Origin of the sequence: Desulfobacter latus (genome assembly GCF_013389365.1) — a bacterium.
GTDB lineage: Bacteria > Desulfobacterota > Desulfobacteria > Desulfobacterales > Desulfobacteraceae > Desulfobacter > Desulfobacter latus.
Genome location: NZ_JACADJ010000072.1, coordinates 1 through 20,083, shown reverse-complemented (window position 1 = coordinate 20,083; position 20,083 = coordinate 1). Strand labels below are relative to the sequence as shown.

Annotated in this window: 17 protein-coding genes and 1 tRNA gene; 15 read left to right on the top strand and 3 right to left on the bottom strand. The window is 48.8% G+C overall.

Annotated features, from left to right (window positions below):
* Positions 1-166: 166 nt before the first annotated feature.
* On the bottom strand, positions 167-889 hold the full coding sequence (locus tag HXW94_RS15635) for an anaerobic ribonucleoside-triphosphate reductase activating protein (RefSeq protein WP_178367832.1): 723 nt from the start codon (positions 887-889) through the stop codon (positions 167-169).
* Between the two features lie 21 nt (positions 890-910).
* Positions 911-3,031: a ribonucleoside triphosphate reductase gene (locus HXW94_RS15630; RefSeq protein ID WP_178367831.1), complete on the bottom strand. Its 2,121-nt coding sequence runs from the start codon at positions 3,029-3,031 to the stop codon at positions 911-913.
* Positions 3,032-3,190: 159 nt separating this feature from the next.
* Here HXW94_RS15630 and HXW94_RS15625 point away from each other — a divergent pair, with 159 nt between their 5' ends.
* Complete coding sequence (locus HXW94_RS15625; RefSeq protein WP_178367833.1) at positions 3,191-3,439, top strand: hypothetical protein; 249 nt, start codon at positions 3,191-3,193, stop codon at positions 3,437-3,439.
* A gap of 1 nt (position 3,440) precedes the next feature.
* On the opposite strand, the gene HXW94_RS15620 is transcribed toward HXW94_RS15625, so the two are convergent.
* Positions 3,441-4,022, bottom strand: coding sequence for an NUDIX hydrolase (locus HXW94_RS15620; RefSeq protein ID WP_178367830.1), 582 nt, complete (start codon positions 4,020-4,022; stop codon positions 3,441-3,443).
* A gap of 302 nt (positions 4,023-4,324) precedes the next feature.
* Here HXW94_RS15620 and htpG point away from each other — a divergent pair, with 302 nt between their 5' ends.
* The 14 genes from htpG to rfbB all read left to right on the top strand — a co-directional run bounded on the left by htpG (position 4,325) and on the right by rfbB (position 19,878).
* Positions 4,325-6,247: a molecular chaperone HtpG gene (gene htpG / locus HXW94_RS15615; protein WP_178367829.1), complete on the top strand. Its 1,923-nt coding sequence runs from the start codon at positions 4,325-4,327 to the stop codon at positions 6,245-6,247.
* Positions 6,244-7,575 (top strand): 30S ribosomal protein S12 methylthiotransferase RimO, encoded by a 1,332-nt coding sequence (gene rimO / locus HXW94_RS15610; protein WP_178367828.1) that lies wholly within the window; start codon positions 6,244-6,246, stop codon positions 7,573-7,575. Before htpG ends, rimO begins: the two co-directional genes overlap by 4 nt.
* Positions 7,572-8,555 carry a polyprenyl synthetase family protein gene (locus tag HXW94_RS15605; protein WP_178367827.1) on the top strand — a complete coding sequence of 328 codons (984 nt, stop codon included), beginning with the start codon at positions 7,572-7,574 and terminating at the stop codon, positions 8,553-8,555. Before rimO ends, HXW94_RS15605 begins: the two co-directional genes overlap by 4 nt.
* Positions 8,556-8,706: 151 nt before the next feature.
* A complete protein-coding gene (locus tag HXW94_RS15600) occupies positions 8,707-10,014 on the top strand; it encodes a hypothetical protein (protein ID WP_178367826.1) in 1,308 nt (435 codons plus the stop codon).
* A gap of 55 nt (positions 10,015-10,069) precedes the next feature.
* A tRNA-Val gene (locus HXW94_RS15595) sits at positions 10,070-10,145 on the top strand.
* An 868-nt stretch (positions 10,146-11,013) separates the two neighbouring features.
* Complete coding sequence (locus tag HXW94_RS15590) at positions 11,014-11,619, top strand: polysaccharide biosynthesis/export family protein (RefSeq protein WP_178367825.1); 606 nt, start codon at positions 11,014-11,016, stop codon at positions 11,617-11,619.
* Positions 11,620-11,623: 4 nt separating this feature from the next.
* Positions 11,624-12,889: an outer membrane beta-barrel protein gene (locus HXW94_RS15585; protein ID WP_178367824.1), complete on the top strand. Its 1,266-nt coding sequence runs from the start codon at positions 11,624-11,626 to the stop codon at positions 12,887-12,889.
* A complete protein-coding gene (locus tag HXW94_RS15580) occupies positions 12,889-14,499 on the top strand; it encodes a GumC family protein (protein ID WP_178367823.1) in 1,611 nt (536 codons plus the stop codon). The genes HXW94_RS15585 and HXW94_RS15580 overlap by 1 nt, the downstream gene beginning before the upstream one ends.
* Positions 14,500-14,518: 19 nt before the next feature.
* Entirely contained in the window at positions 14,519-15,337 is an 819-nt protein-coding gene (locus tag HXW94_RS15575) for an AAA family ATPase (RefSeq protein ID WP_178367822.1), read from the top strand.
* 4 nt (positions 15,338-15,341) lie between these two features.
* Entirely contained in the window at positions 15,342-16,490 is a 1,149-nt protein-coding gene (locus HXW94_RS15570; protein WP_178367821.1) for an ExeA family protein, read from the top strand.
* A gap of 24 nt (positions 16,491-16,514) precedes the next feature.
* Positions 16,515-17,399, top strand: a complete 885-nt coding sequence (rfbA, locus tag HXW94_RS15565; protein WP_178367820.1) for a glucose-1-phosphate thymidylyltransferase RfbA — start codon at positions 16,515-16,517, stop codon at positions 17,397-17,399.
* Positions 17,400-17,410: 11 nt separating this feature from the next.
* Positions 17,411-17,959, top strand: coding sequence for a dTDP-4-dehydrorhamnose 3,5-epimerase (rfbC, locus tag HXW94_RS15560; RefSeq protein WP_178367819.1), 549 nt, complete (start codon positions 17,411-17,413; stop codon positions 17,957-17,959).
* On the top strand, positions 17,956-18,816 hold the full coding sequence (rfbD, locus tag HXW94_RS15555; RefSeq protein WP_178367818.1) for a dTDP-4-dehydrorhamnose reductase: 861 nt from the start codon (positions 17,956-17,958) through the stop codon (positions 18,814-18,816). Before rfbC ends, rfbD begins: the two co-directional genes overlap by 4 nt.
* Positions 18,817-18,819: 3 nt before the next feature.
* Positions 18,820-19,878 carry a dTDP-glucose 4,6-dehydratase gene (rfbB, locus tag HXW94_RS15550; protein ID WP_178367817.1) on the top strand — a complete coding sequence of 353 codons (1,059 nt, stop codon included), beginning with the start codon at positions 18,820-18,822 and terminating at the stop codon, positions 19,876-19,878.
* Positions 19,879-20,083 lie beyond the last annotated feature (205 nt).

The following is a 20,083-nucleotide window of genomic DNA, read 5'->3' as shown; positions in this document are numbered from 1 at the left end:
CTTACCGTAGAACCTGGAGCTGGCGAGCACCCCAGGGTACCTGTTTCCGATCTAACGTAGTGCTCGAAGCACTTAGACTGGTCAACTTTGGGGCTTTTTCAAGCCCCTCGGTCTTCAGCCGAGGGGTAGTTGACACCTGAAATCTCCATTTAGCGGGCTTTGTGCCCTATCGTATTCTGGTATTCTCCACAAAGGGTAAAACAGCGGCCTTCAATGCTTCCATATCATCGACACTTAGGAAATGATCCTCCACAGCGGCAAAATCCGGATCCAGCATATCCACATTTCGGGAACAGGGCTGGAGCACATAGGATGCTGCCCCCCGGATCATTTTGCCGATATTTTCCATGATATCAGGGGTGACAAACGGTCTTGCACAGGTTGTTCTAAATTCATAGGCCGGTGATTTTTTTATGATCAACGAAATACTTTCAATAACCCGATCCAGCTGTTTTGGGTTTTTCATCACCATGGGATAGTGGTCTATATCTGTCTTAATATCCATGGCCACATAATCCACAAGGCCCTGGTCAAAAAGAACGTCCAATATCCTCGGTGCCGTGCCGTTGGTATCCAATTTGATTTTGTATCCCATCTGCCTGACCGTTTTGATAAAATCAGTCAAATCCGCTTGAAGGGTCGGTTCTCCACCGGTAACGACAAGCCCCTCAATGATGCCTTTGCGTTTATCCAGAAAATTCAGAATATCTTCTTGATCCGGGGTGTCGGAACCGGCACTGCCGTCCCCGTCGGGGCCGGCAGTGCCGGCAACAAGATCCGGATTATGGCAGTAGGGGCAGATAAAGTTACATCCCCGGGTAAACACCACACAGGCGATGGTTCCTGGAAAATCAATCAGGGAATTTTTTTGAAATCCGCCAATATACATGGGATAATGCTTTTTAAAAGGTTATGATGCGATCTTTTCCGCCACCTTCCGGGCGGTATAAGTCTTGCGCATGTTAAATTCCGTCTGCTTGCCGTTGTTCCACTGACTTATCGGGCGCAGATAGCCTACGACCCTGGAGTAGATTTCCGTATCGGCATTGCAGATTTCGCATTTGGCGTGTTCCCCTGCAATATAACCGTGGGAGGGACAGACGCTGAAGGTGGGTGTCAGTGTAAAATAAGGCAGATGAAAGGTGTTGGATACCTTGGATACCAAGTGTTTGACCACCTCAATGTCTGAGACCTCCTCACCCAGGAACAGGTGCTGAACCGTACCGCCGGTGTATTTGGTCTGCAGTTCATCCTGAAGTTCCAGCGCCTCAAACAAGTCGTCGGTATAATTTACCGGTAGATGGGTGGAGTTGGTGTAAAAGGGATCTGAACCGTTTTTAAACTCTTCTTCATTGGCGCAGACAATCTGTTTGAATTTCTTTTTATCCAGCTTGGCAAATCGGTAGGTGGTGCCTTCGGCTGGGGTTGCTTCCAGGTTGAATATTTCACCGGTGCTTTCCTGCAGGTTCTCGATTTTACTTCGGATATGATTCATGGCTTTAATGGCAAACGCCTGGCCCCGGGGGGTGGCAATACCGCTGTCCGTACCCAGAAAATTAAGACAGGCCTCATTCATGCCTAATACACCGATGGTGGAAAAGTGGTTGCGCCAGTAAACGCCGGTACTTTCCTTAATTTTTCGCAAATAGAATTTTGAATAGGGGTACAGGTCGCCTTCGGTGAACTTTTCAAGAATTTTGCGCTTGATACCCAAGGATTCTGCACTGATGTCAATCAGTTTATCCATGCGGCTGAAAAAATCCGCCTCATCCTGGGCAAGACGCCCGATTCTCGGCAGATTCAAAGTGACCACCCCGATAGACCCGGTCAGCGGATTTGCACCAAAAAGTCCGCCACCACGCTTGCGCAGCTCCCGGTTATCCAACCTGAGCCGGCAGCACATGGAGCGTGCATCCTCAGGGTCCATGTCGGAATTGACAAAGTTGGAGAAATAGGGAATGCCGTATTTGCCCGTCATTTTCCAGATATTTTCCAGTTTGGGATTAGACCAGTTAAAATCTGCAGTAATGTTGTAGGTGGGAATGGGGAATGTGAAGACCCTGCCCTTGGCATCGCCTTCCATCATCACTTCTGCAAAAGCTGAATTGATCATGTCCATCTCATCCTGAAATGCGGCATAGGTCTCTTTCCGGTGTTTTCCACCAATGATGACAGGGGTGTCCTTGAGTGTGCCGGGCACGTTCAAGTCCATGGTGATATTGGTAAAAGGCGTCTGAAAGCCCACCCGGGTGGGGATATTGATATTGAAAACAAATTCCTGCAACGCCTGTTTGACCTCTTTGTATTCAAGGTTGTCATACCGGACAAAAGGGGACAGCAAGGTGTCGAAATTGGACATGGCCTGGGCCCCTGCCGCCTCTCCCTGCAAGGTATAAAAAAAGTTGACAACCTGCCCCAGGGCGCTTCTGAAATGTTTGGGCGGAGAGGATTCCACCTTGCCGGCCACGCCTTTGAATCCCTCAAGCAGCAGGTCCTGCAGGTCCCAGCCCACACAGTAGACAGACAGAAGGCTTAAATCATGGATGTGGATATCTCCGCTGTAATGGGCGTCCCGGATGGTCGGGGGGTAGATTTTATTGAGCCAGTATTCGGCAGTGATATCCGAGGAGATGTAGTTGTTCAGTCCCTGGAGGGAGTAGCTCATATTTGAGTTTTCCCTGACTTTCCAGTCCATGCGGCTGATGTAAGATTCCATGAGGCCGACGTTTTCATTAATGGCAATGTTCCGGATCTGGTTGTGCTGCTCCCGGTAGATAATATATGCCTTGGCTGTTTTATAGAACGGGGAATCCAGCAGTACCCGCTCCACAATATCCTGGATATCCTCTACCTCGGGAATGGGGCCGAGGTGAAGGTCCCGGGCAAGGGTCAGTACCCGCATGGTCATTTTTTGGGCTTCCCTGCCGTTAAATTCTTTGGTTGCGTCACCTGCTTTGATCAAAGCATTTGTTATTTTAGAAGAATCAAACGCAGCTATCCGTCCGTCTCTTTTTTTGATCTGTTCAAACATCTGACTACCCTCTTGAAATCTGATTGATATTCACATACTCTGATGAGAATGCAGGTGGGGAATCCCAAACTGCAGATTGAATTTGACACAATATGTAGTTATATGTCAAGAAAAAAAATCTATATATTGTGTTTTTACCACAAATCACAAAAGAGTATCATGCAGCTTGATCAGAATCCGTTTTTCAGAAAAACCATAACACCTTGGTATGATTCCAACTTCGCCTGTTGGGTCCTGATCTGGTCCATGGTGCTGGTCTTTTGTTTTGCCGTGGGCGGGATGATTGTGGTCGACGATGACCCTAAGCTCACCCGCCATCTATGGTTTCCGTTGCTGCTGGGGGGACTTTCCGGTTTTCTGATTGTTAAGGTTTATGTGCGGTTAAAAGTCAGGATGAGCAACGAGTAATTTACCCTGATAGGTCTCCGACTACCTCTAAAAGATGATGAACAATCTGGGCCGTAACCCCCCATACCACCACATCTCTATATGGATAAGTCAATTCCTTGACGCCGGGTCTGGGGTTGCGGCCGGCAAATCCTTTTTCCAGGTGGGTCTGCCGGAGCATTTCAAATGGGATTTCAAGCACCCTTGAAATTTCATCGACCTCAAAAACAATTTCATCTTTCTGGTTCCAGATCCCTGTAAAGGCCTGGATGTCTCGGTTTTTCACGGTCTGAAAATGGCCCAGTGATCCGATATACTGCACATTGTCAGACACAATACCTGTTTCTTCATAAAGCTCACGAAAGGCCGCTTCTCGGGCCGAACCATCTGTTTTTTCCACATGCCCGCCGGGAAAAGCCATCTGGTTGCGCCAGGCATATCCTTTCCGGTCCGCTTTCTGAATAAACAGCAGGGCAGGTTCCCGGCTGAAAAGAAAGAGCGCCATGACGGATGTGGGCTTAAATTGCGCAGCATCCGGGGCCGGCGGGTGGGAGGCCGAAGCAATAGCGGAATGTATTTTTTCTATATATAAAGGCGTGTTCATGGGCCGTCCTAATACGTATTTGAAAAGCTCAAGACACAGGCGCATGAACACGATACACTCATATGCGCCTTGCATCCGGGCGATACTATATTTCTTTCAAACATTGGTTTTTCGTTCACGCACAAACGAAACAGTGCATATCGGTCGATATTTACAATCTAAATCTCTCCTTGTCAAACCAAGGCTTTTTGAATTCAGCACGTCTAATTTTAATGTTGTCTTGACAATTCGTTTTTTGCGACAATTATTAATTTAAAAAATTTAATTTTAACCGTTAAACTGTTAAGCCCTTAGGAGTTATAATGGCAGAAAAAGAAACCAGACAATTTAAAACCGAAGTGCAACAACTGTTGCATCTGATTATCCACTCGCTTTATTCCAACCAGGAAATTTTTATCCGGGAGTTGATTTCCAACGCCTCGGACGCCATTGACAAGGCCAGGTTCAAAGAACAGACAGAACCGGATCTGTTTGCCGATGACAATGATTATCATATCCGCCTGGCTGTGGACAAGGAAGCCAAAACCTTCACCATTACGGATAACGGTATCGGCATGACCTTTGACGAGGTCAATGACAATATCGGCACCATTGCCCAGTCCGGCACCGCCGCCTTTATGGAAGCCCTGGAAAAATCCAAAAACGAAACAGGCCTGTCCCCGGAACTCATCGGCCAGTTTGGCGTGGGCTTTTATTCTGCGTTTATCGTGGCAGACAAGGTACGCCTGGACACCAGAGCCCCGGGCCAGGAAAAGGGTGTACGGTGGGAATCCGACGGCCAGGGAGAATATACCCTCGAAGAAATTGACATGGAAAAACGGGGGACCCGGATCACTTTGTTCCTTAAAGACCCGGAAGAGGGGGACCAGGATTTCACCGAAGAGTACATCATCCGCAACATTGTTAAAAAGCATTCCGATTTTGTCACCTACCCCATTATCATGAATGTGGAAACCAGCGAGCCCATCCCTGAAAATGAGATTATCAAAGATAAGGACGGCAAGCCCATCGGGGAGACCTACCGGACAGTCAGAAAAGACGAGACCCTGAACTCCATGAAGGCTATCTGGGCCAAGTCCAGGGATGATGTTACCGAAGATGAGCACAAGGAGTTTTATAAACACATCTCCCATAACTGGGATGACCCGTTTGAAATTATTCACAAAAAGTTTGAAGGGGTGACCGAATATGATGTGCTGATGTATCTGCCCTCCAAAGCGCCCTTTGACATGTTCCGCCCGGAACGTAAGCACGGCATGCAGCTTTACTGCAAACGGGTTTTCATCATGGATGACTGCAAGGAACTCTTGCCCGAATACCTGGGCTTTGTTCAGGGCGTTGTGGACGCACCGGACTTGAATCTTAATGTCAGCCGGGAGATTCTGCAGGAAGACCGCCTGGTCAGAAATATCCGCAAGAATCTGGTCAAACAGATTTTCTCCGTACTCGAAGGCATGGAAGATGAAAAATACATTGAATTTTACGAAGAGTTCGGCCAGGCCCTTAAGGCCGGTATTCCCACGGATTTCGACAACAAAGAGCGGCTGGCATCGCTTTTGCGTTACAAAACCACCAAGTCCGGAGACAAATATGTAACCCTTGACCAGTACATTGAAAACATGAAAGAGGACCAGAAAGAGATTTACTACATCACGGGTGAAAATCTGGCCTCCCTTGTCAATTCTCCGCTGCTTGAGGCGCTCAAAGCAAAGGACTACGAAGTCCTTCTTATGGTGGACCCCATTGATGAATGGGTGACCCAGTCTCTGCCCGAATACAAGGAAAAGAAACTGAAAAGCGCTGAAAAAGGCGATCTTGACCTGGAAAAAGTGGATGACGAAAAGAAAAACGAGTATTCTTCGCTGCTCTCTTTTCTTAAAGGCAAGCTGGAAAGCAAGGTTAAGGATGTGGTGGTTTCCAACCGGCTCAAGGACTCTGTTTCCTGCCTGACAGGTGACGAGTGGGCCATGAGCGCTTATATGGAAAAAATCCTGAAAGCCTCAGGCCAGAAAGCCCCGGATCAGAAACGTGCCCTGGAAGTTAATGTCAACCATCCGGTCATGGAAAAAATCAAATCCGTGTTTGAAGCTGATACCACAAACCCCGTGCTTACGGACTATTGTGACCTGCTTTATGATATTGCCGTGATTTCCGAAGGCGGCAAGCTTGATAATCCGGCACGGTTTTCCACCCTTGTGGGAGATCTCATGGCAAAATCCATATGAAAATCTACCTTGAAAGCCTGGGTTGTTCCAGAAACCAGGTGGACAGCGAGATGATGCTTGGCCGGCTGATTGCAGCCGGCCATCAGATCACAACTGATCCGATTCAGGCTGAAACCATCATCATAAATACCTGCGGGTTTATTTCAACCGCCTCCCAGGAGGCGGTTGATGTTATTTTGGAGATGGCGGAATTTAAAACCACCGGTGCGTGCCGGCGACTGGTTGTCACCGGCTGTCTTATCCAGCGCTATAAGGATGATCCGGATCTTTTGAACAGTCTGCCGGAAGTGGATGCTTTTTTAGGCACCGCAGCCTGTAACCATATCGTAAAAGCTGTGGAAAATACCGACAAGAAGCCGTTTACCCTTTTTCCCGAGCCCGACACCCGGCTGGTGGACATCCCTGTGCAGGCCCGGGAACTTCTTTGTGAAAAGACCGCCTATATCAAGGCGTCCGAAGGGTGCAGCCGCTATTGCACCTATTGCATTATTCCCAATCTGCGGGGACGCCAGCGTTCCCGGCCGGTAGAGCTGATCTGCAAGGAGGCTTGCGCCCTTCTGGATAAAGGGGTTAAAGAGATCATCCTCACAGCGGAGAACACCACGGATTACGGTTTGGACCTGGACGGACCGGCCTTTCATACGGTGCTTGAAAAAACGTCAAAAAAGATGGCGCAAAAAGATCCGTCCGCCTGGCTTCGATTCCTGTATACCCACCCGTGTACCCTTGATGAACGGATTATTGGGGCGGTGCAACGCCATGCCAATATCTGTTCATACTATGATGTACCCATCCAGCATGCCCATGATGAGGTCCTGAAACGCATGGGCCGGCCTTACACCCGGCAGGATCTTGCCCGGCTTTTTTCCGATATCCGCCGCCTGGACCCGGATGCCGCGTTAAGAACCACCGTTATTGTCGGCTTCCCCGGTGAAACAGATCAACAGTTTGAGAGCCTTTTGACATTTATACAGGAGGTGGCATTTGATCACCTGGGCGTATTTACCTATTCCGACGCCCAGGATCTGCCCGCCCACGAGTTAAGCGGTCATATCCCCGAGGACCTGGCAGAACTGCGGCATGACACCATTATGGCGGCCCAGGCAAAGATTTCCGAAAAACGCAATGCCCGGCATGTGGGCCGTGTCTATCCGGTTCTTGTGGAAGAAAATCCTGAAGAGGGGGTATATATCGGCAGAACCCCGTTCCAGGCCCCGGAAGTGGATGGCGTGACATTTATTTATTCGGATGGACTGGACACAGGCAGCCTGGTTCGGGTAAAAATAACCGACGCATTTGAATATGATATTGCCGGGGAGGTGGCGTGACAAACGATATAAAAAAAGAGATTATTTCACTGGCCGGTCCGGACCTTTCGCTGGTGGAGCAGGCCCTTGAAGCGAATTTGACCCCGAATCTGGACCTGGTCAGGCAGGTGGCCGGCCATCTGCTGTTTGCCGGCGGCAAACGCCTGCGGCCGCTGCTCATGATCCATGCCGCCCGCATGTGCGGGTTTCAGACCGGGCAGGAGATTGAATTTTCCACTATTTTTGAGTATCTTCATGCTGCCACATTGCTCCATGATGATGTGGTGGACGGTTCTGATAAACGCCGGGGCAAACCCTGCGCCCATACCCTGTGGGATGCGCCAACCGTGGTACTCACAGGGGATTTTCTCCTGGCCACAGCGCTTGTTATTGCCGCAAGAACAAAATCCCCCCGGGTCATTGAAGTCATCGCTCAAATTACGGCAGACATGTCCCAGGGCGAAATTTTCCAGATGGAAAAAAAGGGCAACCCGGACCTCACGGAAGATGAGTACAATGAAATCATAGAACGCAAGACAGCCGTTCTGATCCAGGGGGCCTGCCGTACCGGTGCTATTGTCGCCAAGGCGGATCAAAATGAGGAAATCGCCCTTAAAAATTATGGTTGGCACCTGGGTATGGCCTTTCAGATGGCGGATGACCTGCTGGACTATACCGCCACCGCCGATCAGCTGGGCAAAAACCCCGGGGCGGATATGCGCGAAGGCAAGCTGACCTTGCCCTTGATTTACAGCCTTGGAAAGGCCGGTACCCAGGATCGTGAATGGATGCTGGCTGCCATGGCCCGGCCACAGTTTGAGCCGGCAGAATTTCAAGACCTTAAAGAGCGTTTGATGCGTCTGGGCGGTATTGAATATACAAACAACCGGGCCCGTGTCCATGTGCAGTCCGCCAGGACCGCCCTGGATATTTTTCCTGAATCCCCCTCAAAACATTTGCTGGAATTGATTGCGGATTATGCCATCCTCAGAAAGGTATGACACAACGTCATTAACTTAAGCGTTAATGAGAAGAAACTGGAGACAAGAAACAAGAGGATGAAGCGCCTTTGGCGCCCATTTCATATAAACAGGAGCATCATAAACGACTTTAAGGGCCATGGCCCTAAGTTGATGACATTGAGGTATGAACATGGTTTTCAAATTACGATTTTTATTGATCGCATGTATAATCGTTGTTTTTTATTTTCCCCTGACCGGAGTAATAGCTGCCGGACAGGATAGTGTCCACATCACCACCGGCCGGCATGAAATAAGCGGTCAGGATACGGTCGGTGCCAAAAAGGCTGCGGTGCGAGATGCCTTGGAAAAGGCGGTTCAAAATGCATTTACATCTATGATATCTCCGCAGCAATTGGGCAAAAATCTTGATTTTCTTTATGACCAATTGCTTGTCCGCACCATGGATTTTGTGTCCACATACCGGCTCATCAACGGCATAGTTCACAACGGGGCATATCTTGTGGGTGTGGAATCAAAAATCAGCCTGGAGCTGGTGGAGAAACACCTGCATGATTCCGGCATTTTTAACCAGGCCCGGAACAATCCAAAGGTTCTTTTACTCATTGGAGAACAGGGGCCGGAAGATACACAGCCCCTGAGCTGGTGGTGGCAGCCGGCAGATCAATCCTATAACTCCATTGCGGAAAAAAGCTTGACAGCCGTGTTTGATCAGGCCCGCATCCCCTTGGTGGTTACAGGAAACAATTACCCTGATCCTGCTGCCTATCATGTTATATTTTCTGCCATGGATGATCAGACCGCGGCCATGGCCATGGGACAGGCCCTTGGGGCAGACATGGTCGTTTTGGGCATGGCATCGGCCCGGAAATCCGCTAATCGGATGGGAAATGAAAAAACCTTTGAGGCGGATGTTTCATTTACAATATTGGATATGGCTTCCCGGAAAGAGGTGATCCATACCACTGCCGCGGCCACGGCCAAAAGCGTAAATTCCCGGGGCGCAGACCAGGCACTGGCCCAGGCCGCTGATACTGCCGGCCAAATGATGAAAGAAAAAATTCAAGTGTTCTGGGCCCAGGCCATGAAAGCGAAAAGCACCTTTGATCTTTATGTGGAAGGGGATAATTTTCTGATCCGGTTCATTGCCTTGAAACGTCAACTCAAAGAAATTCGGGAAATTGAAAATATTTCGCCCCGGGAACTTGGATCATCCCATGCCATTATGGAGGTTACGTATAAAGGCCCCCCTACCCAGTTTGCCAATGCAGTCATGCTGAAAACCTTTGAAGATTTTGGAATTGAAGTATCCATGGTTTCGGACAATGCAGTGAAAATAAAATTTGTGGCCTTCCCGGACAAAAACGCTGTCCCCCAGCCCCCTCAAAATTTACCAAACATGAATGCCGCGCAGCCGGACACGTCTTTTCAGGGTTCAGATAAGGGCCAAGGAATTGTTCAAGAAACATTGCATGAATAGCGCCAATATTCTTGACATAGCGTCAAGGGTCTGATAAAAAATATTTAAATTTTAATGGCGCGTAACTCAGTTGGTAGAGTGCTACCTCGACACGGTAGAAGTCAGCGGTTCAAGTCCGCTCGTGCCAACCATAAAAATTAAGCACTTACGGAAAAATCCGTAAGTGCTTTTTTAATTTCTATTATTTATTCGTGCGTCAACATTCTCTTTTCTATCAATTTTTTTCTTTTTCTTAAACATTTTTTTAAATGGGTGCCTCCTATCGAAAATTAAGCTCTGAAATTTTATTCTCAAAAGTAAGGAAAAATATTACAAAATAAAAAAATCTTCGCAAAATAACCCTTTCATGTCCGGTCAAAAAAAATTGGCGCAAAAAAAACAATATTATTTTTAGGCTTGAATTATAACTAAAATTCTGTATTGTCAGGTATGGCTTTTACAGTTTTGCGCGTTACATAAAAAACCACAAAGTTCTGGCATTTTTATTGCATATGAATCGCTGATAATTTACAGATATAACATTTTTAAAATTCTGGATGCAGTTTTATAGTTTGGTTTCTGAAATTAAGATCGGAAATGAAATCAAAGAGGCGGAGCTATAGCCGTCAACCACCCCTCCGAAGGGGGCTTGTAAAAGCCCAGGTTGACTAGCCTGAGTCCCATAACTACTGTGTGGCTTCTCAGGTCAATTCGTATCTCGTATCTGAGAGGCCACACAACCAAAAGGATATTAGGCCCATGATCAAAATAAAATCGCCCATCTGCTTGTATTTTAAGCCGCCCTCGGCGTTACGCCAAAGGATACATATGCCAATATGCTTCCCTTGGCGTGCCTTGATGGCGACTTAAAATCCGGCGCATCTGTGGCAGATTTAATTCTGATCATGGGCCTTACGCCGATTTCTTCACCCACCTTTGCTATTGCTCAGGAAAGGGACTCCTTGGCGGGGTGTTAATTGGCAATACATATATTATATAAATAAAAGGAAGCTGTTCAAAATGAAAATTTTCGGGAAAAAAATGACGGCAGGACTGATCTGTCTATCCCTGCTCATGATAACCCTGCCCTGCACAGGTGGTGAAGCTGAATCCCGGGAGAATGTCAATGTCGCATCTACGGAAGCAGCCTATAAAATTGGCGCAGGCGACGTGCTGGACATCAGTGTATGGAAGAATCCGGATCTAACCCGGCAGGTGGTGGTACTGCCTGATAATACCATCCGGTATCCCCTGATCGGGGAGATAAAGACCGGGGGGCATTCCCTGGCCTGGCTGGAAAAAACCATGGAAATGCGGCTGGAAAAATTTATTTCGGATCCAGAGCTGTCTGTCTCCCTGACCCAGATTAACTCTATGATCATTTACGTAATCGGCAAGGTCAACGGACCGGGGCGATTTCAGATTGGGCAAAATGTCGATGTACTCCAGGCCCTGGCCATGGCCAAGGGGCTGAATGCCTTTGCCAGGGATGATGAGATCAAAATTTTCAGAAAGCAGGGCCAGGAAACGCAGATCTTTGAATTCGACTACGACGCTGTATCCCAGGGAGAGAACCTGGATCAGAACATCACCCTTGAGCGCGGCGATGTGATCGTGGTCAGGTAGCAAGATGAAATCGTCCATAATACTATCTGCCTCCCTAATTATCCTGGCCGTAGCAGCGTCTGTCCGTGCAGAACCTTACAGCATCACCCCTTGGATCAAAACAAAACAGTCATACTCGGACAATATCCTGTTTTCAGAAAAAAATGAGGCATCTGATTTTATAACAACCTTCACAGGTGGCTTGACCCTGGAACAGAATCTGGAGCGACTGAAAACCAATCTTTCCGGCCATCTCAACCAATTCTTTTACTGGGACTACAATGACCTGGACAGCCTGGACTACAATGTATCCGGCAGCCTGAAATACAGGATGACTGAACGGGCCGGCCTTAACGCCTCGGCCCGGTATACCAAAGATTCCCAGAAGGACCGGGATACGGAGACCACCGGCCTGGTGGTATCCGGAGACAGAAAAAAAGCCGACCTCTCCCTGGGCGCGGATTACATGCTTTCCGAACTCAACCGAATTGAAATTTCTATGTACATATCAGATTCAGATCGCAATGAGGCGGACGAATCCGAGGACAGCAATACCACTGAGGTTGGCCTCACCTTTCGCCGGGATATGTCTGCATATTTTAAAAATACGGTGGGCCTGTGCAACCTCAAGTATCTGCATTACACCGGAGAAGAGGATACCTATACCGAATCAGGTCTAAATGAATACACCTTTTTACAAAACTATACCTCGGATGTGTATCAGTTTTCCACAGGCTTTTCCCACGACATTTCAGAGTTGTACAGCCTGTTTTTCCAGGTCGGTGCAAGCTACACCCAAACCGATGAAAAACAGGACATTTACTGGCTTTCTTTTAATAATATCTCCTTTTTGTCTCCGGTGTTGTTTTCGCAGTCTGAATATGACACCGATACCTGGGGTGGAATATTTTCCACCGGCATTGATTATAAAGATGAGTACTGGACCATGGGACTGACCCTGTTCCAGGATGTCCGGGGGGGTACCGGTACCAGTGGCGCGATCCAGCGAACCAGCCTTTCCGGTACCCTGAGCCGGAAACTAAGTGATGCGCTGACCCTGACCTTCAATGCCTCTGCCTACCTGAATAAAAGCGAACGGGAGTCGAATTCGGATACAGACACCCTCACCTTCAACCTCCAGCCCGGTTTCAGGTACAAGCTGAAGCGGAATTTTATTTTGTCTTTTGCCTGGCGCTTTACATCGGTGGAAGACCGGGAAGATGATACCACCACAACGCGCAATCTAGTATATTTTGATCTAAAAAAAGAATTTGACCTGAAGGATTTTTAATGGAAGAACAAATTTTATCACCCAAGGATTATTTGGCCATCCTGAACCGGAGAAAATGGATTCTGATCATCCCTTTTGCTTTGGTCGTCACAGCAGCCCTAGTCACGGCATGGGTCCTGCCGCCGGTTTATCAGTCAACAGCCACCATTCTCATCGAACAGCGGGAAATTCCTGCCGAATATGTCATGACAAGCCAGACCTCTTATGCGGAACAGCGCATGCAGAACATCAAGGCCCGTATCCTGACCTCAAAGCAGCTCCAGGAACTGATACAGCAGTTCAGCCTGTATACAGAGGAACAGGAGACCATGACCATGGATGAGATCCTGGACGATATGCGGGAAAAAATAGTCCTGACCCCGGTAAACGTGGAGATTGCCGACCAGAGAACCGGGCGTTCCGCCACGGCGACCATTGCTTTTACCTTAAGTTTTGAAGATAAAAATCCAGACAAGGCCCAGCAGGTCACAGACCGGATCGTTACCTTGTTTCTTAAGGAAGACCTCAAGGTAAGAACCGATCAGGCCTCAGCTACCCAAGAGTTTTTAAAAATAGAGGCAGACCGGATCAAGGATGACTTGGAAAAGGTCGAGACAAGGCTGGCTGAATTTAAAAAAGCCAACGCCAACTTTCTTCCCGAAGTTTTTCAGCTGAACATGCAGACCTTAAGTTCACTGGAAAGAAACATTGAACAAGCCAGGGAAAATCTGCGTGCCCTGAATGAAAAAAAGGATACAATGGTAGAGGAACTGGCCAACACCACCCGGGATATCGAAGATGAATTGGCGGCCAGGGGGATAAAAGACCCGGATGAAGAGCGTTTGGAGCAACTGAAAATTCAGTTAATCAATCTGGAGACCAAGTATTCTGAATTATATCCGGATGTGAAAAAAATCAAGCAGGAGATTGCAGATCTGACTGCGTCCATTGAAGCGCGCAAAAAACAGGAAGAAAAGGAAAAACAAAATCCCACAAACAAAAAGCCGGCGCGCAACCCTGCCTATATCACCCTTGCCTCCAGATTGGCCGGGGTCAAGTCCGATATTGCTTCGGTGAAAATTCAAATCAGTGACCTGGAAGCCCGGGCTGAAGAGTACCGAAATCGTCTGGCATCGGCTCCGGATGTGGAGACCCGGTATAAGAACCTGGTGACCGAACAGACAAACTTAACCCTGAAATATAAAGACCTGCAGGCCAAAATGATGGAGGCTCAAGTGGCCCATGCCCTGGAATCCCAACAGAAAGGGGAACGCTTCACTTTGGTGGAGTCCGCCACCCGGCCTGAAAAGCCATATAAACCCAACCGCCTGGCTATTGTACTTATCGGTTTTGTTCTGGGTATCGGTACCGGTATCGGCCTGGCTGCCCTGGTGGAATTTGCCGATGATGCGGTCAGGGATGCAGTTTCTCTGGAGCAACTCACCGGTTTTCCGGTTCTGACCACGGTACCCAGTATCATAACCCGTGCTGACCGGACAAAAGCATTCAGATCAAAAATTATCTGGACAATTTCAGTCATTCTGGTACTTACAGTGGCTATCTGTCTGTTCCATTTTTACGTCATGGACCTGAACGTGTTCTGGGCTAAACTTATGCGGAAATTTTCATAAAGCCCAAAAAGGAAAAATAATGAAATTAAAAAAAGCATTGGATCAAGCCAAGGCCCAGAGAGAACAGCAGAATCCTGCGCCTGTCCCGAACCCGGACAAGGCTACTGATCTGTCACTGGGTACCAACAGTACCTCTGAGCAGGACGGGATCTGGAAGGCTCCTGCCTATAACCGCTCTGCCGTCACCAAACTTGATCCGAAGATAGTAGAAAAGAACAGAGGGGTCTGTCTGACCCCGGACCACAAAGAGATTGAGCGCTACAAGATACTGCGGACCCGGATTACCAATATAGCCCGGGAACGGCGGATGAGAACCATCATGGTGACCAGCCCCAACAAAAGCGAGGGCAAAACAGTGAACTGCATCAACATGGGGCTGACCTTTGCTAAGGCCATGAAGCAAACCGTTCTGCTGGTAGACTGTGACTTCAATGGTCAGGATATTCATCGCTATCTGGGCATAGAGAGCAAAGCCAGCCTGATCGACTATTTTATGGATGGCGTCCCCCTGCAGGACCTGATTGTCTGGCCCGGGGTGGAAAAGCTCACCTTGATCTCCGGAGCAAGAACCATCAATGAATCCTCGGAACTGCTCTCCTCTAACATGATGGCCAAACTGGTCAAGGAGATGGGCGAACGCTACGATGACCGGTATGTGTTTTTTGATGCCCCGCCTGTTTTGGGCCATGCCGAAGCCATCTCCCTGGCACCGCGTATGGACGGTATCCTCATGGTGGTAGAGGCCGGAAAAACGACAAAAACAGACGTCAAGGAATCCCTGGCGCTCTTACCTAAAGAAAAATTTTTAGGGTTCCTGCTCAACAAACAGACGGCTTGATCTGATGTATACACAATTTTTTAATTTCAAGGAAAAACCCTTCAACCTGGTGCCTGATCCCGGGTTTCTTTTCCTGAGCGAACGCCATGAAAAGGCGTTGACCTTTCTGGAGTACGGCCTGTCTGAAAAGGCGGGCTTTATTATGCTCACCGGTGAGATCGGCATGGGAAAGACCACCTTGATCCGGTACTTGATCAACCAAGTGGATGAGCAGGACACAGATGTGGCCGTAGTCTTTCACACCAATGTCAGCGGCACGGTGTTGCTGCGCCGGATTCTCAGCGAATTCGAGATTGAGACTGAGCCCGGCCTGGACAAAGCATCTCTTCTGGAACTGCTCTACGAGCTTTTCATTGACAGATACGCTAAAAACCGCAAAGTTTTTCTGATCATTGATGAGGCCCAGAATCTTTCCGCATCTGCCCTGGAAGAGCTGCGCATGCTCTCCAACCTGCAGACAGATAAGGACCTTCTGGTCCAGATCATCATTGTGGGACAACCCGGCCTGAGGGACAAGATCGGCTCCAACTCCCTGCGGCAATTTGCCCAGCGAATCTCGGCAAGTTTCCATCTTTCCCCCATGACCAAAGATGAGACCCGCGCCTATGTCCGGTTCCGGCTGGAGCGGGCCGGGGGAAATCCCGACCTGTTTACCCCGGACCTGCTGGAAAAATTGTTTGTCGTGTCCGGCGGCATTCCCCGGACCATTAACCTGCTCTGTGACGCAGTGCTGGTGTATGCCTTCGCAGACCGAGTATCTGAAATCACAAAAGACCATTTGGATCAGGTCATTGAAGATAAAGGGGGCATGGGCGTATTCACTGCCATGGACATGGAAAATGACCCCGTATCCGAACCTGAACCTGAACCTGAAGCACTGCCTGCGCTTGAAAGCCGTATTAAAGAAATTGAAGGCCGGCTGACCTGCCTGACAGCTATCTTGGACAGCAGTCTTGCCGAAACCGAATCCCGGGCAACATTCTGCCGGGATCAACTAGTCGACCGGCTCACCCGGCTATATAAAGAGGAAAGAAAAAAGAACCAAAGCCTGATTTTCCACTACAGCCGGCTCAAAGAAAAATACACCGCCCTGCTGGCAGATCAGAATCGAATTGAAAATTACCATACCCGGCTGGATCAATGTGGAAAATAAATGACAAAAAAGAAAGTTTGATATATGCGTAAAGGAATTATTCTCGCCGGCGGTTCCGGCACCCGGTTATACCCCCTGACGCTGTCAGTGAGCAAACAGCTCATGCCGGTGTATGACAAGCCCATGATATATTACCCCCTGTCGACCCTGATGCTGGCCGGCATCCACGATATTCTTGTCATCACCACCCCCCACGACGCAGAACAGTTTAAATACGTACTCAAGGACGGATCCCAATGGGGTATCCGTATTTCATACGAGATTCAGCCATCCCCGGACGGCCTGGCCCAAGCCTTCATTATCGGGGAAGAATTTATCGGCACAGATCCGGTAACCCTGATCCTGGGAGATAATATTTTTTACGGAGAAGGGCTTGCCAAAAGACTGCAAAATGTCGCCCAGAAACAGACGGGAGCCACGGTGTTCGGATATTACGTCAAAGATCCTTCACGATACGGTGTTGTGGAATTTGACGGCAATGATCAGGTTTTGAGCATCGAAGAAAAACCCAAAAACCCGAAATCCAGTTATGCGGTAACAGGCCTTTATTTTTACGATCATTCAGTGGTAGACATTGCAAAGCAGTTAAAACCTTCTCCCCGGGGAGAACTGGAAATTACCGACGTCAACAGGGTTTATCTGGAAAGAAAAGAGCTGACCGTAAAGCGATTCAGCCGGGGTACGGCCTGGCTGGATACAGGCACCCACGAATCCCTTCTGGACGCCGGCATGTTTATAAAAGTGGTCAGTGATCGCCAGGGCCTTAAAGTTGCCTGCCTTGAAGAGATCGCATTCCGCATGGGGCTGATCGGCATTGAACACCTGGAAAGAGCCGCACGGTCCATGGAAAAGAACAGTTACGGAAAGTACCTGATGGGCCTTGCGGTGACGGCAGGAAAAGCCGGATAGAAAGATAAAAAATGAAATTAAACAGACTTGATATTCCCGACGTGGTGGTGTTGGCGCCGCAACTGTTCGGCGACCACCGGGGTTTTTTCATGGAAACCTTCAGGGCCGACTTTTTTAAAGAAAAAATCGCTGATATGTCCTTTGTCCAGGACAATCACAGCCGATCTTCCCAGGGTATCTTAAGGGGGCTTCATTATCAGATAGAAAATTCCCAGGGAAAGCTGGTGCGGGTGATTTTAGGTCAAGTGTTCGACGTGGCCGTGGATATACGAAAAAGTTCCCCCACATTTGGCCGGTGGATCGGCCAAACCCTTTCGGCGGAAAACCGGAAAATGCTCTGGGTTCCCCCGGGATTTGCCCATGGGTTCTACGTACTCAGCCCCGAGGCCGAGTTAGTGTATAAATGCACAGACTACTATGCCCCGCAGCATGAACGCAGTATCCGCTGGGACGACCCGCAAATCGGTATCCGGTGGCCGCTGATACCGGGAAAACCACCGGTTTTATCCGAAAAGGATGAAAACGCATGCATGCTTGATACGGCCGAGGTTTTTTCATGAAAGTGCTGATTTTAGGTGCCGGCGGACAGCTTGGCTGGGAGCTTTTGCGCACCAGCCCCAAAGCGGCGGATATCAACGCGCAGAATTCTTCCCAGGTGGACTTCCTAAAGCCTGATACCATCCGGGACTGCATTGCCCAATACGCACCGGACTGGATAATCAATGCCGCGGCTTATACCGCAGTGGACCGGGCTGAATCCGACCGTGAAAACGCATACCGCATCAACCACGAAGCCGTATCCGTCATTGCCCATGCTGCAACAGATCAGCATAGCCGCCTGGTTCACATTTCAACGGACTACATATTCAGCGGCAGAAATTACAAACCCCTTCGGCCGGAGGATCCTGCCGATCCACAATCGGTGTACGGCATGTCCAAATGGAAGGGAGAGACTGTCGTCCGGGAAGTGCTTTCGGACAAGGCCCTGATCATCCGCACAGCCTGGCTTTATTCCTCCCACGGCAAAAATTTTGTTAAAACCATGCTCAATCTCATGACAGCCGGAAAATCCCTGAACGTCATTGATGAGCAGGTGGGCACGCCTACCTGGGCAAAAGGTCTGGCCCAGACGATCTGGACCTGCATTAATAAGTCAATTTCCGGCACTTTCCACTGGACCGATGCCGGCGCTGCATCCTGGTATGATTTTGCCGTGGCCATCCAGGAAGAGGCATTAAACCTGGATCTTCTTCAAGCCCCGGTATCCATTACCCCGGTACTTTCAACCCAGTTTCCCACCCCGGCACAAAGACCGTTTTACAGCATTCTTGATAAACACAGCATGTGGCAGGCCACAGGCATCACGCCGGTACATTGGCGGGCGCAGCTTAGATCCATGCTTAGCGAGGTGAAATAATAAATGAGAACCCTTTTAGTAACAGGCGGCGCCGGGTTCATCGGCACCAACTTTGTATATTATTGGCTGAAAAAATACCCAGAAGACCGGGTGATTGTGCTGGACGCCCTGACCTATGCCGGCAACCTGGACAATCTAACCGAAGCGCACAGAAATGAAAAATTTGAATTCGTCCACGGAAACATTCTGGACCAGGGCCTTGTGGAAGATCTTCTGACCCGCAACAATATTGATACCATTGTCCATTTTGCCGCGGAGTCTCATGTGGACAGATCCATATCCGGCCCGGACGCCTTTATCCAGACAAATATCGTGGGCACCCACAGCCTGCTCAAGGCGGCCAAAAAGATCTGGCTGGACAAAGGACCTAAAACGCATCGGTTCCACCATGTCTCCACGGACGAAGTCTACGGCACACTGAAACCCGATGATCCGCCTTTTGCAGAAACCACGCCCTATGCCCCGAATTCACCCTATGCAGCAAGCAAGGCCGGGTCGGATCACCTGGTCCGGGCATACCACGAAACCTACGGCCTGGACGTCACAACATCCAACTGTTCGAACAATTACGGACCGTTTCAGTTTCCCGAAAAACTGATCCCCCTGATGATCACAAATATTTTGAACAACAGGCCCATTCCGGTATACGGAGACGGCATGCAGATCCGGGACTGGCTGTACGTAGACGATCATAACCTGGGCGTGGATCTGATCCTGAAACATGGACAGGTGGGAGAAACCTACAATATCGGCGGCAACAACGAGCAGGTTAATCTGGATATTGTCAAACTGGTTTGCGCTGTTATGGATGACCTGTTTGCCTCACAAAAAGATCTTTCCCAAAGGTTTCCCAAGGCACCGCCCGTCACAGGCCGCCCTTGTGCGGAATTGATCACCCATGTTACGGACCGCGCCGGACACGACCGCCGCTATGCCATCAATGCAGAAAAAATATCAGCCCAACTGGGATACAAGCCGCAATATTCATTTAAAGAGGGCATTCGAAAAACGACGGCATGGTATCTTGACCGGGAGCCCTGGTGGACAAACCTGATCTTGTAGATTTTAAACGGGCGATATCCCTAACAGCAACGTTTTTCATTGATTCTCAATATAATAGGCATTATTATATGCATAATTACTCCCCATTCGCTCATTTGATATAAAGTATTTTTAAATTTCAAGTTGCGTATAAATAGAAGAGTCGAATCCCAATTTTTGGATAATTTGTTTTTGCAGATTCGATAATGGTTTCAATGAACGCATA